Origin of the sequence: Flavobacterium tistrianum, from assembly GCF_003254545.1 — a bacterium.
Taxonomy (GTDB): domain Bacteria; phylum Bacteroidota; class Bacteroidia; order Flavobacteriales; family Flavobacteriaceae; genus Flavobacterium; species Flavobacterium tistrianum.
In genome coordinates this window covers 21,876-38,239 of the sequence record NZ_QJRH01000055.1, presented here as the reverse complement: position 1 = coordinate 38,239, position 16,364 = coordinate 21,876, and the positions used below count along the sequence as shown (strand labels likewise).

Sequence of the window (16,364 nt, the reverse complement as noted above, 5' to 3'; positions counted from 1 at the left end):
GATGATGGGAATATTGGGCATTGCCTCTGTGATGTGGGAATAATTTTACTTTAAAGTATAAATGTAGCATAAACAATTGGATAATAGCGGATTATTTGTGGGAAATGCACTATGGATTTCGCGAAAATCCGTAGCGGAAATAAGGAAAACCCGAAGACAAGAGGTTGCAGGGGATTTTTAGACGGAATAGCTTTGCCCTGAATTCAAAAGCAAATGCCAGGCAGAGTGCCGGGCATAAGTTCTGCTTATCCGGATGAAATGGACGGGGAGGATTCCCATTCACTTTCAAATACAAAACCATGAAAACCATTTTATTATGCATCATCACATCATTTTTTTTTATTTCATGTTCAGCCGATTCAGATTTTCAGGCTCAGGAGAAACAATCTGGCGCTGCCGGAAAACAGGATACCCAAGTCCAGTATCCTGACAACCTTGAAAATCCTTTCGATCAGCAGGGAAGAGAGATTTACCACCTCTTGGATCTATACCATCAAAAGAATAAATCTCCCAATTCGGTATCGGAGCTTGCAGGTCAGATCCGATTTCTTTTTCAAGAGCTAGACGGCAGATCGGGCAATACCGCACGATTAATTCCTTTTACAGATGAATCGGTGCAGTCTATCATGGATGATCCCGACAGCAGCATGATTTTAATAGTCCAAGGCAGTGTCCTGCAGACCTATGCAAAGACAAATCTTATTGTTTTCCTGCAGGAGCTTATCGTAAAGAGGCAGGAAGCATTTAGCGTTACCTACAGCTATATTGCGGGCTATGAGGCTCAAGTGCTAGCTGATGGCGCTTTGACTTCAGATGAAACGGAGACCATTCTGACTATAGCCTCCATTGCCAGATATTCGCTCTATTCGGAAGAGGAACGCAAGGATAAGGACTGGGATATTCTTGTGGGCAATAAGTCAGCCCGTCCTTTCTTTGGAGCTAATGAAGCCCCGCTTATCAGGATAATCAGCCTTCTTGGCAGGCTGATTTAGGCTCTTTCCACATCAGATTTTATTATGCTGAAAGATTTGATTAAGTGTGGAGCGGATCAGCTTTTTTTTTCTGGGTTTGCTGTTGATATCGTTAAAAAATATATATCCAAGCCTCCTTCAGATGAACCTTTTATGCTTCATTATCCAAGCATTATACTGATGAAGTCCGGAAGATTTAAAATGAGGACTGGAGAAGGCGCCCATGATTTGAAGAAGCATGATCTGCTTATGCTTCCGCCAAAAACCACCTTCACAGTAATGGAATCAGATGGACCCCAATTTTTCCTTATTGGGATTTCTCCCAGCAAAATGAATCGGGGATCCAATTGCCATCATGCAGATTCTCTGTTTTATATGGCTGACCGGGAAGCCGTAAAGATAAGTCTGCAGGTAGGAGAGTATAAGGTATTGTCACTGATATGCAGGCTACTTTATGCACAGGGGAAAAGCTCTGAGCCTAATGATTTTGATGCGGAACTGAAGCGCCTGAGTGCTGATCTGCTTTCTTTTGAAATGAAGCTAATCTATTCCAAGTATTTTAAATTGGCAGCCCTTCATGCTTCAAGAGCACACAGGCTTTCGCTGCAGTTTTTAGCGGTGCTGGCCATTCATAGCCGCACGCACCACAATGTTCAATTTTATGCAGGGGTTCTTTATGTCACTTCAGGCTATCTGAATAGGATGGTGAAGCAGGCGACCGGAAAATCTGCCAAGAAAACAATAATAGAAGCGGTGCTTGCCCAAGCCCTGAATCTGCTGGAAGATTCCAATTTCACCATTGCCGAGATAGCGGAAGAGCTGGAGTTCAGCTCCCTTTCCGCATTTGATATTTTCTTTAAGAAACTGATGTTCTGCACCCCGTCCGAATACCGTTTGAAATATTGCCGAGAGATTTAAGAGTCGTTAGTTTTTTTTATTAACTGCAATTAAAACATGAGAATGATGAACAATAAATATCCTTTAAAATGGCTCGATAATCTGATACTGGAGCGTTTGAATCCCAATGTGTCGGATGCAGGCCAATTGTCAGAATCGGATCTGGCTTTGATTTCAGAAGATTTGGAAAAAGAGTCCAAACGGATCAGGATCCGGATCAAAAATGAGATATTCGCTCTTCACCGGAAGAGGCAGATCCGGCTTCAGGTCCGAAAGTACCATTCTATGCTGATATTTCTATTGGATGCTATGGCAGACAGGCGGCAGAATAAGGCTTTTGATATGGCTCTTCTGTCCGAATGCTGCAATGCGGTCATGAGCTGTCTGGATGGGCTGCTGTCATTTTTGGAGCAGCGCTACGCTAATTACTTGAGTATGGATGAAAGGGTGCCGGTGACCTATCTGATGGTTTTGAAAAAAGAAATGCGGCTGAAGGCAAAAAGCCTGCAGAAGCTCAAAGCTGCTGATGGAGAAATAGGGCAGGTTTTGGATGCGGTAACCCAAGAGCTGGCCAGTCCAATTGCTCTGAAGAGCAGGAGCAGGGTTACCTTCCGCCAGATGCTTTATGAGCGGACGCTTTTAAACGAACTTTTGCGCATTGGCGGTTTTGGGGAGGGCTTGTTTTCCTTTCTGGACCAGAAGCTGATTGCCCTGAATTTTAATAGCGCTGCTTATATCCATCTGCTGGCAAGACGCATTGGATCAAATCTGGAAAAATTGGAAGGTCTTTCGGAAAGGTCCAGCCAGCTTGGCTTTTATTATAAGGAATTCGCGCAGATCCATTCCAATGAAAAGCTGTTTTTCAGTGCAGAGCTGCCGCCCCTCAAGAGCGTTATGGAAAACTGGTTCGCCCATGAGCTGTCTTATCTGGAGAAGCAGATTGAGCTTGCGACTGCTTCAGATGATAAGCAGGTAGGAGCAGGCGCTGCGGAAAAGCATGAAAACAAGGTCGAGTGCGATCTGTCGGCAGATCAGATTGGGATAATCCTTCGCGCTGCCGATGAGGCTCGCGTGGTAAAATCCAGATCAATGAGCCTTGTCTTCCAAAGGATAGTGCCCCATCTCTCCACCGCTTTTAAAAGGGATCTGTCCTACCAGTCCGTTCGCAGCAAATCCTATAACGCGGAGGAGAACGATAAGAATATCGCCATACTGACCCTGGAGAAGATGATTAAGAAAATAAGGTCGTATTAGATCTTGATTGCACTATCTGCCATTCTTTTGAAACAAAATACATAGAATGGCGTCTAATCATTTGTGATTAAAATTCCATTGCCGCTAACCGCATTACATTAAAACTGAAAACCATGATGACTTTAATTGCCATATTCTTTCCCTCGCTTTCTTTTCTTCTCAGAGGAAAGCTTCTCACGGCTCTCTTGTGCCTTATCCTGCAGATTACGCTTATCGGTTGGATTCCCGCGGCCATATGGGCTGTGGTGTCGCTCCAGAATTCAAAAGCCGACAGGCGCAATGCAAAGCTGATTCGGGCAATGAGATCAAAATAAAAATCCCATTATCCAGTGGAGAGCCTCTGAAAGCGTCTTTAGCTTTCAGAGGCTTTCTGATTCCAGCTCTTTGCTGTTTTCAAAAGAAGATGATGTCCGCGCTGCTTTGATCAATTGATTCGGTCTGCAAAAAAGCAGATATTGGCAATTTTGTAGGCATTAAATTAGGAGAAATGGTCTTATTGTCAGAAAAATAAAATTTATTTTGGGATGAAATAAATGTTAAAATATTGGTTTTCAATATATTTTTTTTATTTTTGTAAGGCGTTTAATACTATTTGTACTTTTAAAATGTAAGAATTTATTTTTAAGGCATTTGGTTTCTCGCAGGTTCTTTTTAAGAGATGCTGGAATGTCCGACTGTTTTTATGGATCCGGTTTGGCAGTTGGCCTCTTATCGGAACAAAAGCCTTTTTCCGTCTGATCAGCGGATAAGGCCATGTAAAGCAGATTCTCTGCTTTGCATTTATTTTCCAATTCTGCGCCCATAGACAAATCACAGCCTTTTTTCTTCTTTGCCCTATGCATTTTTTCTGTTGTTTCCATTCTATTTTTTAGGATCCGTTTTTGGATCTGCTATACGCCAGACCTTTTGACAGCTTTACGGCTGAAGCGGCCAGACTGGATTGCCGGTCTTTTTTATTCTTTTGGCCGCCCCTGCAGAAAGCCTGTTCCCGCCGATATTCAAGATGCCGCATTTGAAGCCTCTTGAATCGGATTCCCCATTTATCGGTTATAATGCTAGAGAATATGTTCTCTATCAAGACCTAATGCCTATATGCGAACCATTAAAAGATGAGAATATGAGTCGAAAATTACTTTTACTTTTCCTATTGTCTGTCTGTTGCGCCACTTATGCGCAGCAGGATGCGCAGTACACCCAATACATGTACAATACCATAAACATAAATCCGGCCTATGCTGGCTCTCGGGGCGTTTTGAGCATTTTTGCCCTGCACCGGGACCAGTGGGTCGGATTGGACGGCGCCCCCAAAACCAATTCCTTTTCTGTAAATGCGCCCATAAACGGCAGCAAGCTTGGACTTGGCGTGTCTCTGGTCAATGATAAGATCGGGCCCACGACGGAGAACCAGTTTTCCGTAGACCTTTCCTATACCGTTCCCACTTCAGAAACCTGGAAGCTTTCATTCGGTATTAAAGGTACTGCCGATATTTTTAATCTTGATGCCTCGAAACTCAACCCTGCCGATCAGGGAGATCCCCAATTCCAGAACTTGGACAATGATTTTTCTCCTAATGTTGGAGCCGGAATCTACTGGCATTCCAATAAAGTCTATATCGGATTTTCAGTTCCAAATTTCATCCAGACCAGCCGCTATGACGACAATGATGTGGCCATCTATAAGGACAAGATCAATTATTATTTGATGGGAGGCTATGTTTTTGATTTTTCTCAGGAAGTGAAATTCAAGCCCGCCGCGCTGATGAAAATGGTTGAAGGGGCTCCGCTGCAGCTGGATGTTTCCGCCAATTTTCTATTTTTTGAAAAGCTGACCCTGGGAGCTGCCTACAGATGGGATGCCGCAGTGAGCGCCATGGCCGGATTCCAGATTACAGAAGGCTTGTATGTGGGCTATGGCTATGACAGCGAGACGACCCAATTGAGGCATTACAATTCAGGCTCGCATGAAATCTTCCTGCGCTATGAATTCTTATCAAGCAAAAGCAGAATCACAACTCCCCGTTTCTTCTAATAAAATCAAGTGCCATGAAAAAAACAATACTTATCCTATTTGCAATTGCCGCTTTTTTTTCATTTGGACTCCATGCGCAGCAGTCAAAAGTCAATTCTGGCGACAAGAAATATGACAGCTATGCCTACATCGATGCCATAAAGACCTATGAAAGGGTTGCCGCTAAAGGCTATAGGTCTGAGGACCTGTTCAAAAAGCTGGGAAATGCCTATTACTTCAACTCCGATTTCCAAAACGCCGGAAAATGGTATGCAGAGCTCTTTTCCATGAACGCGGATGCCGAGCCGGAATACTGCTACCGTTATGCGCAGTGCCTGAAATCTGCGGGAGAAACTGAGAAGGCCAATAAACTTCTGGATGAGTTTAATGCCAGATCAAAAAATGACAGCAGAGCAAGGCTTTATAAGGAAGATGTGAATTACATGGATCAGATTAAAGCCAATTCCGGACGGTATAAGATCCAAGACGCTGGAGTGAACAGCAGGTACTCGGATTACGGATCATTTGTTTACGATAACAAACTGTACTTTGCTTCTGCCCGCGATACGGGCAGCTTCATCAAACGCAGACATACCTGGACCGGGCAATATTTCACCAATATTTACAATGCCGATCTGGATCCGCAGACCGGAACCGCGTCAAAGGCGAAGAAATTCAAGTCGGCCATCAATACCAGATTCCATGAGGCTTCCCCTGTTTTTGCCAGCGACGGAAAAACGGTGTACTTCACCAGAAACAATTATATCGGCGGAAAAAGGGGCAGAGATGACAACAGAACCACTTTAATAAAGATTTACAGGGCGGAGCTAGGAAAAGACGGCAAATGGATAAACATTGCCGAGCTTCCCTTTAACAGCGATAACTACAGCACGGCCCATCCAGCCTTAAGCCCCGATGGGAGAACGCTGTATTTCGCTTCCGATATGCCCGGATCTGTCGGACAGTCCGATATATATAAAGCAAGCATTAATCCAAACGGAGGATTCGGAACGCCAGAGAATCTCGGAAATGCCATTAATACCGAAGGGAAGGAAACCTATCCGCATGTGACTTCAGAAAACGAAATTTATTTTGCCTCGGATGGGCATCCCGGCCTAGGCGGATTGGATGTTTTTGCCGCCAATATCGACAGCGGCGGAAAAATAAGCAATATCCAGAACGTCGGAGCAGATGTCAATTCTCCCCAAGATGATTTTGCCTACATCATTGATCCCGAAACAAGAAGGGGTTTTTTCACTTCCAACAGAGACGGCGGACAGGGTTCTGACGACATCTATGCATTTTTGGAAACCAGAAGGCTCAAATGCATTCAGGAGCTCGAAGGAATCATTACCGATGCCAAAACAGGAGCTATTTTATCGGGAGTGAAAGTCACGCTGCTGGGCAGCGACATGTCGGTTAAAAATGCCGCCGTTTCTGATGCATCCGGCAGATACAGCTTTTCTGTAGAATGCGGAAAAATGTATTACGTTAGGGCTGAAAAACCGGAATACAGCACAAAAGAAGCCAATGTAACCATTGGAACGCAAAGCGGAAAAACCACTCTTCCGATCCAATTGGAAAAATCCATCTGCAAAGTTGCCGTAGGGGATGATTTGGGAAAATGCTTCGGCATCAAGATGATTTATTTCGATCTGGACAAATCTGACATCAGAACGGAAGCGGCTATTGACCTGGAGAAAATATTGGATGTATTGAATAGCCATCCGACGATGAAGCTGGATATCCGCTCGCATACGGACAGCAGGGCATCGCATCAATATAACGAGGCCTTATCTGAACGCAGAGCAAAATCAACCGTCCAATGGCTGGTTAAAAACGGAGTTGCGCCAAACCGCCTGACCGGAAAAGGGTATGGGGAAACGCAGCTTGTAAATAAATGTTCGGATGGCGTTCCCTGCACAGAGGAAGAGCATCAGGCAAACAGACGCAGCGAATTCATCATTACAGCTTTGTAGCATGAAATTGCTCTTAAATGATATATCTGTTATTAAAATTTTTAGATGATGAAAAAGATAAAGATAATTTTAGCATTTAGCGCCTTGCTGCTGATAACGGGCGTATCGGCGCAAACCAATTACAGCTTTTCCATTGCCGATATTTTAAGCTCCATGCCGGCAGGCAAAAGGCTTCCAGACGGGACGGTGGTAAAAGCGCAGCTCATCACTACAGGCGGCGCGACGCATTCCACGGGGCCTTCAGGTTCGGGAACCGCAGGGCCCGATATAGGAGGGCTTTTTACGGGCAACACCCTTCCGGCATATGTCGGAGACCGCACCCCAACCAATTTTACGAAAATCCAGATGGCCAATACGCAGAATGCGGATAACGGCATGGGAAACAACTGCTCCTCAAGCATTGGCTTTAGGATCTATTTTGACAGGCCTATAGAAAGCATCAATTTTCTTGCTCTGGATATTGACGGGGTTCATGGAACTCCAAACGGAAATGCCGAATGGGTCGCCTTTTTCGGCTACAACGGGAACACTTTTGTGCCTTATGCCATCAGCGGGCCGACCACGCAGCTGGTGAACCAGTCCATCAACACTTCTTCGGCAACCCACAGCTGGAGGACACTGGTTGGAAACTCAATAGGCGCAGCCGCCGCGGCGGCTTTTCCCACCGCGATGACCATAAGAAGACAGACCACAAATGGAGGTTCGGGAACCCCGGACGATTTAAACCATCAGGTGCTTTTCACGCCCCCTTCATCCAGTACCCATGTGACAGATTTTTTCCTGATGACGGGCATTTGGAGCGTCACGGGCCAAGCCAACGTCCAGGCATCGGGATTAAGCCCGATTGTCATAACCATCAGCTCTGATTTTGGAGATGCGCCGGACAGCTATAAGACGCTTCTGGCATCGGGCGGGCCTTCCCACGGCGTGGTGGGAACCCTCCTGCTTGGGGCCGCCAATTTCTCTGAACCGGACGGACTGCCTTCCGTTTTGGCTGATGCGTCCATAGACGATGACGGAGTTCCAGTTATTCCGCCAATAGCCAATAACGGCCAGATTATAAGCAGCTATACGGTGGCGGCAAATTTCACCAACAATACGGGGCTTCCTGCCAATTATGCCGCTTGGATAGATTGGAATAATAACGGCATTTTTGAAGCTTCCGAAGCGGCAACAGCGACTACTCCAGCGGGCACTGTCTCAGGAAGCGTGAACCTTACCTGGAATAATGTCGCCTTAACCAATACGGCCGGGCATGCGCAGACTTATCTCAGGGTAAGGGTTACTACAGAAGCCATAACAGCATCAGATTTTGGAGGCGCTTTCATTAATGGTGAGGTAGAAGATTATGCAATCGGCATTCCCGCGGCAACGCCTGATTTTGCCTGCTTCAATGCCGGACTTTCCTCAGGATGGCTAGATGTTCTGGCAAACGATACAACGGGAAGCGCGATAGTTCCTGCATCTGTGGGTCTTGTAGATCCAGGCAATGGAACTAATCTTGTCATAGACGGTTTTGGCGATATTGTCGGGATAACAATTCCCGGAGAAGGAACATGGAAAGCAAATTCGGCTGGCCAGGTAAGTTTCGAACCCTTGTCGGCAAGCGTTATAAGTCCGACGCCAATGGCTTACCTTGGCAGAGATGCGCAAGGAAACACCTCAAACAGCGCACTGGTTACCCTGACTGCGGCAAGCATTCCAATTAACACTACTGCGGCAGCTCAAGGATGCTTTCCGGCTGCATTGGCCGCAACAGCCTCTGTTCCAACAGGACAGTCGGTGGTATGGTATGACGCTTTAACGGGAGGAAATGTTGTGGCATCTCCCGTTTTAAGCACGGTGGGTACCGTAACGTATTATGCGCAAGGAAATAACGGAACATGCACCAGCGCCAGAACGCCGGTCACTTTAACCGTTACGGCACCGCCGATCCCAGGAAACCTGTCGGGAACACAAAATATCTGCCAAGGAAGCACAACTCCTTTTGCTTCAGACGGAGACGCAGGAGGAACCTGGTCAAGCAGCGACACCGCAGTAGCAACGGTTGATGGAAGCGGAATTGTGACAGGATTAGCGCCGGGAACAGCTATTATAACCTATACGGCAATTGGAGCTGGAGGCTGTTCAGATGTCTCGGCGACCCGGGCAATTACTGTTGAAGATGCCGCTGAGTCTGGCAATTTATCCGGAAACCAGAATATCTGCGTTGGCGGCACATCTGCCTTTTCATCAGATGGAGCCCCTGCCGGAATCTGGTTAAGCGATAATCTGGCTGTAGCTGCTGTAGATCCGGTAACCGGTTTGGTGACAGGGGTTTCTCGCGGCACTGCAACTATTCAGTATACCATACCGCAAACGGGAAGCTGCGCCGTAATTCCTTCAGCAATAGCGGTAACTATTATAGAATCTAATCCAGGGACTTTATCAGGAAATCAGAATGTCTGCGTTGGAGAAACAACAGCATTTGCCACTGATGGAGATTTGGGAGGGGATTGGACTTCAGATAACAATGGCATTGCTTCTGTCGATGCAAATGGCGTAATAACGGGTAATGCGACCGGAACCGCAACCATAACCTATACCGTAAACGGTTCAAGCGGATGTCCTTCGGCATCCACTACAAGAACAGTAACGGTAAATGTGAATGCGCCGGCCACAGCCGCCGACATTACAGGCTCGGATAGTGAAATTTGTCCGGGAGCCGCCGCCATATTAAACGTGAGTTCTGTTACGGTAACCAATCCGATATTTACCTGGTATGCCGACCAGACCACTGTGGCAGCGCTTAATAGCGGCGCTTCCTATAGCGTTTCGCCAGCGGCAACCACAACATATTTTGTGAGCGTAAAAGGAGACGGGGTTTGCGAAAATGATCCAAATACAAGAAAAGCAATTACAGTTGAGGTTAATGCGTTAGGAGCAGCTTCTGATATTGCTGCTGCGGATGCCACAATCTGTTTGGGCTCTTCGGCATCTTTAACGGCTTCTTCATCTACAGTTGCCAATCCCGTTTTCAGATGGTATGCCGATCAGACTTCGACAACGATTTTAAGCACAGGAGCTTCATACAGCCCATCTCCATTAACTGCAACAACCTATTATGTGAGCGTGAGCGGCGATGGGGTTTGTGAGAATGCCATAAATGCCAGAAAAGCGGTGACGGTCAATATTACTCCGCTGGCAACTCAAGCAGAGATAACTGCCGATAGCCAGACAATATGCAATGGTTCGCCGATTTCGCTGACCGCTTCATCTTCTAATGTGACAAATCCCGTTTTCAGATGGTATGCCGATCAGACCAGCGCAACGGTTTTAAGCACTGGAGCTTCGTATACTGTCACGCCAGCGGCTACGACCACCTATTATGTGAGCGTGAGCGGCGATGGATTCTGCGAAAATCCCATAAATGCAAGAAAGGCGGTGACAGTAACTGTAAACCCATTAGCGCAAGCATCAGACGTGACGATTTCAGATGCTGCGGCCTGTCCAGGTGCAGGAGCTGTTCTTACAGCTTCATCTGCAACCGTAACAGCGCCTGTTTTCAGATGGTATGCCGATCAGACCAGCACGACGATTTTAAGCACAGGCGCAACATATAGCCCTTCGCCAACCGTTACCACAACCTATTATGTAAGCGTAAGCGGAACAGGAGTATGCGAGAATGCGCCTAATGCCAGAAAAGCGGTAACAGTGACGATGAATCCGCTGGCAACAGCGGCAGATATCAATATATCAGACCAGACCATCTGCCAAGGCAATACAGCATTGCTCATTCCAACATCGGCAATTGGTAGTCCAGAATTTATCTGGTATTCAAGCCAGACTTCAACCGATCCGCTTTTTATTGGAGATTTTTATGATCCTGCACCGATGGCCACTACAACCTATTATCTAAGCGTAAGAGGGACTAATGTCTGCGATAATGCCATTAATGCAAGAAAGGCAGTAATAGTAACAGTAAATTCTTTAGCGGCCGCTTCAGACATTGCTGCAGTAGATCAAACAATCTGTTCGGGTTCTCCCGCATCATTGACAGCTTCATCTGCGACGGTTACAACCCCGGTATTCACCTGGTATGCCGACCAGACCACCACAACGGCATTGAGCACGGGAGCTTCATACAATCCTTCGCCAACTGCTACCACAACGTATTATGTGAGCGTGAGCGGAGACGGGGTCTGCGAGAATCTTCCGGGCACAAGACAGCAGGTTACCGTGACGGTTAATGCTTTAGGTTTGGCTTCAGATATTACTGCTGCTGATGCGACAATCTGTTCGGGCTCTGCAGCCTCGCTGACAGCTTCCTCTGCAACGGTTACAACTCCAGTATTCACCTGGTATGCCGACCAGACCACCACAACGGCATTGAGCACGGGAGCTTCATATACCGTTTCGCCAACTGCTACCACCACGTATTATGTGAGCGTGAGCGGAGACGGGGTCTGCGAGAATCTTCCGGGCACAAGACAGCAGGTGACCGTGACGGTTAATGCTTTAGGATTGGCTTCAGACATTGCTGCAGCTGACACGACAATCTGCTCGGGTTCTTCAGCTTCGCTTACGGCTTCTTCTGCAACAGTTACCACGCCAGTGTTTAGATGGTATGCCGATCAGACCTCTGCGACAGCTTTGAGCACGGGAGCTTCATATACTGTTTCGCCAACGGCTACGACCACGTATTATGTGAGCGTGAGCGGAGACGGGGTCTGCGAGAATCTTCCGGGCACTAGAAAGCCTGTGACGGTGACGGTTAATGCTTTAGGTTTGGCTTCAGATATTGCTGCTGCTGACACGACAATCTGCTCAGGTTCTTCAGCTTTGCTTACGGCTTCATCTGCAACGGTTACAGCGCCGGTATTCATCTGGTATGCCGACCAGACCACGACGACAGCTTTGAACACGGGAGCTTCATATACCGTTTCGCCAACTGCTACCACCGCGTATTATGTGAGCGTGAGCGGAGACGGAGTCTGCGAGAATCTTCCGGGCACAAGGCAGGAAGTTACGGTAACAGTAAATGCTTTGGGATTGGCTTCAGACATTGCTGCCGCAGACACTGTAATCTGCTCAGGCTCTTCAGCCTCGCTGACAGCTTCATCTGCGACGGTTACCACTCCAGTGTTTAGATGGTATGCCGACCAGACCGCCACGACGGCATTAAGCACGGGAGCTTCATATACTGTTTCGCCTACGGCTACCACCACGTATTATGTGAGCGTGAGCGGAGACGGGGTCTGCGAGAATCTTCCAGGCACTAGAAAACCTGTTACGGTAACGGTAAATCCGCTGGCAGCAGCTTCAGATATTGCGGTTGCTATTTCAAATGCAGCTGTCTGTACGGGAGGCACTACCACCATTACCGCATCCAGCGCCATTAGCAATCCAATATACAAATGGTATCAGGATGCCAATTTATCCGTATTGCTTTATACGGGAGCTGTATTTGTGACGCCAGCCCTCACTGCAAGCACTTCTTACTACGTTACCGTTCAGAGTAATGCGGTTTGCGAAAACCCTATTGGAAATGCGCTTAAAGCAGATATTAATGTTATTTTGTGTTCTGATATTGCACTTGCTAAAACAGCCGGCAATCTTTCTCCTTTTGTTGGAGACCGGATTGATTTTACAATTACGGTAACCAACTTTGGGCCTGATAATGCAACAGGGGTACGCGCCAATGATGCGCTTCCTTCGGGATACACTTTTATAAGCGCGGATAGCGGAGGCGTGCTGACTGGCAATACCATTGCCTGGCCTGCATTGGATATAGCAGCCGGAGCATCAGTACCGCTTAAATATACCGTGAGAGTCAATGCTTCTGCAGGAGCGGCGGGCGAGTATAAAAATGTGGCTCAGATCACCGCTTCAGATAATTTCGATCCGAATTCGACTCCAAACAATAATGACCCTTCAGAGAACGATCAGGATAGCGAAATTGTAACGCCAATTGTGCCAATGCCTGCAATTCAGGTTCTTAAAGATGGCACATTTTCGGCGGCAAATGACACAAACGGAAATGGTTTTCCGGAAGCAGGCGAAACGGTCACGTATGCATTTAGCGTAAGGAATGCCGGAAACATCAGATTGGAAAACGTAAAAATAAAAGATTCTTATATTGGCATTACAGATCTTGCGGTGACGCCAAGCACACTCGAGCCTGGCCAGACTGGAAGCGCGCAGATAAACTATACCATCACGCCGACAGATATTGCAAATGGCGCAGTTTATAATAGCGCAATCGGGCAGGGAAATACGCCTCCTACGGCAGACGACCCTGCTGGAACCATTGTCAATGACACTTCAACGGATCCCACAGACCCGACTGATCCGAGTGATCCATATTATGATCCCGCCTGTCCGGACTGCACTGTAGTGCCATTGCCTAATAATCCAAAAATCGCACTTGTAAAACAAGTGGAATCTTTTAGCGGTGACCTTAGCAATGCAAAAGCTGGAGATGTGGTAAGCTATCTGTTTACGGTTACAAACATTGGAAACACAGCATTGGACAATGTTCGGGTGAGCGATCCGATGCCCGGATTATCGGCTCCAGCACTTGATCCTGCAAATAATGCCAATGGCACTGGAGATTTTAATGGAGACGGAAAACTAGATGTAAATGAAATATGGCTGTACAGGGCAGATTATTCCATTACCGCAAATGATATAGCCAAAGGCCAAGTGGTTAATCAAGCCCTTGCGGAAGCTGTAGGGCCGCCAACTCCTGCAGATCCAGCTGGAAAAGATGTTTCAGACCTCTCTGATAATTCTTCACAAACAGGCAACGGTCCAACAGTGCTTGATATCCAAGGATGCCAGATAATCGCGCACAATGCCCTATCTCCAAATGGAGACAGCCGCAATGATATTTTTAAGATTGACGGAATCGAATGCTATCCGCAGAATACCGTTGAGATTTACAACCGATGGGGGGTTATCGTTTTCCATACCGACGGCTATGATAATCAGTCCAATGCATTTAACGGCTATTCCAACGGAAGAGCGGTTGTAAAGCAGAGCGCAGGACTGCCGACGGGAACCTATTACTACATAATCAGATATGTCGATTCTGACAGCAGGCAGCAGAGCTATGCGGGCTATCTTTATTTGAGCGTGCAGTAAAGGCCTCTGCTGTTTAAACTGTCATCCAAGCATTGGACACAAAATAAAAATAGGGGGTGACGGGGGGATTTTGGCTTTAGGCCCTTATGAGCCATGGTGCAGATTATGATCTGTGCCATGGCTTTGCAATTTTTGCCCGCATGGAAAAAAATGCAGTTTTATCCGGTTTATTGAAGACATAATTCAGCGGAGTGTGATCCTCGGGATAAAGGATGTCCTGTTGCCGCAGCACAAAGATCATCAGGGAAACCTTCGGCGACGCTATTTTGCAGAGCCTAAAGGTTCCGTTAATGCCTGCAGCTATCGGCTGGAGGACGTTTTGCTTCGCAGCTGAAGAATCGGGTCTTTTTTTGTAAGATGCTTAAAATCTGAGGTATATGTTTGCTTTGGGAAATGTTTATTTGATTTTAATCAAATTTTTAGCATCGCATTTAATTGTATTTTGGTCTTTGGAGACTCCTAGAATTGAGCGGCGGCTATTATCAGGATTTTAGTAGGATTTATTTGTTATGGAATTTTAGGGCCAGAGATTAGCCGCTAAATCTCTGGTTTTTTATTTGGACAAAATATGATGTTGATTTTTTAACATGACCCGGCTATTTTAAGCGGCGCGATTTTCCCCAGAAGGCTTTTTCTCAGTTTCGGCAAGCTATTTGAATTTCTGGGGGCTTGCTACATTTTCTGGTCCTTTTTTTTTGATTTAAATCAAATTTTATAAAGATATTAATCAGTTAAATATATTTTGACTCTCTATATTTTTGCCCCTTGTCAAATTATTCCATTTAGCAGGGAAAATTAAGCCAACTGCAGCAGATGCAAAGTATTTATAAAATGATTTTTGAACAGCTCAAGCAAAATAGATCTATTGATGATAGCGAGTTTAACCAAGTGTACCCTATTAGGATAAAGAAGCTGGCGGCCCGCCATTGGACACCTGTAAAAATAGCCGGAAAAGCGGCTGGTTTTTTGGTGGACAAACCCGGTAAAAGGGTATTGGATATAGGCTCGGGGGCTGGAAAATTCTGCCTTGTGGGGGCCGCTTTAACCAATGGGATTTTTTATGGGGTCGAGCAAAGGGAATCGCTTATAAAATTATCGCGGAAAATTGCCGAAAAATATAAGATTGAAAATGCTGAATTCATACACTCAAATATTATGGAGATATCTTTTTTGGATTATGACGCTTTCTATTTTTTCAATTCATTTCAGGAAAATATAGATCTGACGGCCCGCATTGACAAATCAATTGATCCAAGTGAGGAACTGTATAATCTATATACGGCTTATCTTAAAGATCAGCTGGAGAAAACTCCCATTGGCACAAAACTGGTTACCTACTGGAGCAATTGCAGAGAGGTTCCGAAGAGTTTCAGCCTTGAATCCGTTTCGTACGGCGGGGTATTAAGCTTCTGGAGAAAAACGGCTTAAATTGGAGCATGAAACCTATAAACGCTGCCAAATAAAATCAATTAAAATAGAGAGGGTGAAGAATGTATGGATTTAGAATATGTTCTGAGAAGCCTTTAAACTTTATTTCCAAATGCAATAAAATGAAATTAGAGGAATTATTAAAAAAGAGAAGCGGAAATGTCTGCGAATTGAGCGACATCAATAAAAATCTAGTTGCTTATGAAGTTCCGCCAGGCCAAAATAAAGGGGCGGACGGTTGGATTTTAATCAATGAGAAGTGCCTTCGCCAAATTGAAAAAAAAGAGGAATTGGATGATGCTTTCTGGAAAAATTTTCTGCCGATATCAATGTGGAGCGAAGTGCCGGCCGTACAGGTGGTATCATGGCGCATGCTTAACCGGTTTCGCAACGAAAGCTGGGCTGCCGATGCGCTGGATATGATGTATTTGGACGATGAAAATCTGCAATGGGCAAAAGCGACCGGAGACCATACCGGTGACGGGGCCATTAATTTCCACAAAGACAGCAATGGCAATATCCTGCAAAATGGCGATACGGTGACCCTTATCAAAGATTTGGATGTTAAAGGCTCTTCTTTAAATGCGAAAGTCGGCACGGCAGTTCGAAACATCCGTCTGGTCCATGATAACCATGAGCAGATCGAAGGGAAAATAGAGGGGCAGGCTATTGTGATTTTAACCAAATTTGTAAAGAGATAAT

General features: G+C 46.0%; 10 protein-coding genes. 9 read left to right on the top strand and 1 reads right to left on the bottom strand.

The annotated features are described in order from the left end of the window. The first annotated feature begins 299 nt into the window (after window positions 1–299). From DMB71_RS01510 to DMB71_RS01495, 4 genes are all read left to right on the top strand, one after another. Complete coding sequence (locus DMB71_RS01510; RefSeq protein WP_111363055.1) at window positions 300–992, top strand: hypothetical protein; 693 nt, start codon at window positions 300–302, stop codon at window positions 990–992. A 24-nt stretch (window positions 993–1,016) separates the two neighbouring features. Further along, the gene (locus DMB71_RS01505) at window positions 1,017–1,889 is read left to right on the top strand and encodes a helix-turn-helix domain-containing protein (RefSeq protein WP_111363053.1); all 873 of its coding nucleotides are present in this window, start codon (window positions 1,017–1,019) and stop codon (window positions 1,887–1,889) included. A 42-nt stretch (window positions 1,890–1,931) separates the two neighbouring features. After that, entirely contained in the window at window positions 1,932–3,122 is a 1,191-nt protein-coding gene (locus tag DMB71_RS01500) for a hypothetical protein (protein WP_162614754.1), read from the top strand. Between the two features lie 113 nt (window positions 3,123–3,235). Then, window positions 3,236–3,436, top strand: a complete 201-nt coding sequence (locus DMB71_RS01495) for a YqaE/Pmp3 family membrane protein (protein WP_204251755.1) — start codon at window positions 3,236–3,238, stop codon at window positions 3,434–3,436. Window positions 3,437–3,802: 366 nt separating this feature from the next. Here the strand turns inward: DMB71_RS01495 and DMB71_RS01490 are convergent, their stop codons facing one another. Continuing rightward, the gene (locus DMB71_RS01490; protein ID WP_111363050.1) at window positions 3,803–3,982 is read right to left on the bottom strand and encodes a hypothetical protein; all 180 of its coding nucleotides are present in this window, start codon (window positions 3,980–3,982) and stop codon (window positions 3,803–3,805) included. 257 nt (window positions 3,983–4,239) lie between these two features. On the opposite strand from DMB71_RS01490, the gene DMB71_RS01485 reads away from it, so the two are divergent. The 5 genes from DMB71_RS01485 (at window position 4,240) to DMB71_RS01465 (ending at window position 16,363) form a co-directional block, all read left to right on the top strand. Next, window positions 4,240–5,151 carry a PorP/SprF family type IX secretion system membrane protein gene (locus tag DMB71_RS01485; RefSeq protein WP_111363085.1) on the top strand — a complete coding sequence of 304 codons (912 nt, stop codon included), beginning with the start codon at window positions 4,240–4,242 and terminating at the stop codon, window positions 5,149–5,151. 14 nt (window positions 5,152–5,165) lie between these two features. Next, window positions 5,166–7,109, top strand: coding sequence for an OmpA family protein (locus DMB71_RS01480; protein ID WP_111363049.1), 1,944 nt, complete (start codon window positions 5,166–5,168; stop codon window positions 7,107–7,109). A 45-nt stretch (window positions 7,110–7,154) separates the two neighbouring features. Beyond that, window positions 7,155–14,234, top strand: coding sequence for an Ig-like domain-containing protein (locus DMB71_RS01475; protein WP_111363047.1), 7,080 nt, complete (start codon window positions 7,155–7,157; stop codon window positions 14,232–14,234). A gap of 813 nt (window positions 14,235–15,047) precedes the next feature. Then, window positions 15,048–15,662 (top strand): class I SAM-dependent methyltransferase, encoded by a 615-nt coding sequence (locus DMB71_RS01470; protein ID WP_239452899.1) that lies wholly within the window; start codon window positions 15,048–15,050, stop codon window positions 15,660–15,662. Window positions 15,663–15,784: 122 nt separating this feature from the next. After that, window positions 15,785–16,363, top strand: a complete 579-nt coding sequence (locus tag DMB71_RS01465) for a PhnA domain-containing protein (protein ID WP_111363045.1) — start codon at window positions 15,785–15,787, stop codon at window positions 16,361–16,363. The last annotated feature ends 1 nt before the right edge of the window (window position 16,364 follow it).

Excerpts from the sequence above, each read along its gene's own strand:
- DMB71_RS01510 (WP_111363055.1), top strand. The coding sequence starts at position 300 with ATGAAAACCATTTTATTATGCATCATCACATCATTTTTTTTTATTTCA.
- DMB71_RS01505 (WP_111363053.1), top strand. The coding sequence starts at position 1,017 with ATGCTGAAAGATTTGATTAAGTGTGGAGCGGATCAGCTTTTTTTTTCT.
- DMB71_RS01500 (WP_162614754.1), top strand. The coding sequence starts at position 1,932 with ATGATGAACAATAAATATCCTTTAAAATGGCTCGATAATCTGATACTG.
- DMB71_RS01495 (WP_204251755.1), top strand. The coding sequence starts at position 3,236 with ATGATGACTTTAATTGCCATATTCTTTCCCTCGCTTTCTTTTCTTCTC.
- DMB71_RS01490 (WP_111363050.1), bottom strand. The coding sequence starts at position 3,982 with ATGGAAACAACAGAAAAAATGCATAGGGCAAAGAAGAAAAAAGGCTGT.
- DMB71_RS01485 (WP_111363085.1), top strand. The coding sequence starts at position 4,240 with ATGAGTCGAAAATTACTTTTACTTTTCCTATTGTCTGTCTGTTGCGCC.
- DMB71_RS01480 (WP_111363049.1), top strand. The coding sequence starts at position 5,166 with ATGAAAAAAACAATACTTATCCTATTTGCAATTGCCGCTTTTTTTTCA.
- DMB71_RS01475 (WP_111363047.1), top strand. The coding sequence starts at position 7,155 with ATGATGAAAAAGATAAAGATAATTTTAGCATTTAGCGCCTTGCTGCTG.
- DMB71_RS01470 (WP_239452899.1), top strand. The coding sequence starts at position 15,048 with ATGCAAAGTATTTATAAAATGATTTTTGAACAGCTCAAGCAAAATAGA.
- DMB71_RS01465 (WP_111363045.1), top strand. The coding sequence starts at position 15,785 with ATGAAATTAGAGGAATTATTAAAAAAGAGAAGCGGAAATGTCTGCGAA.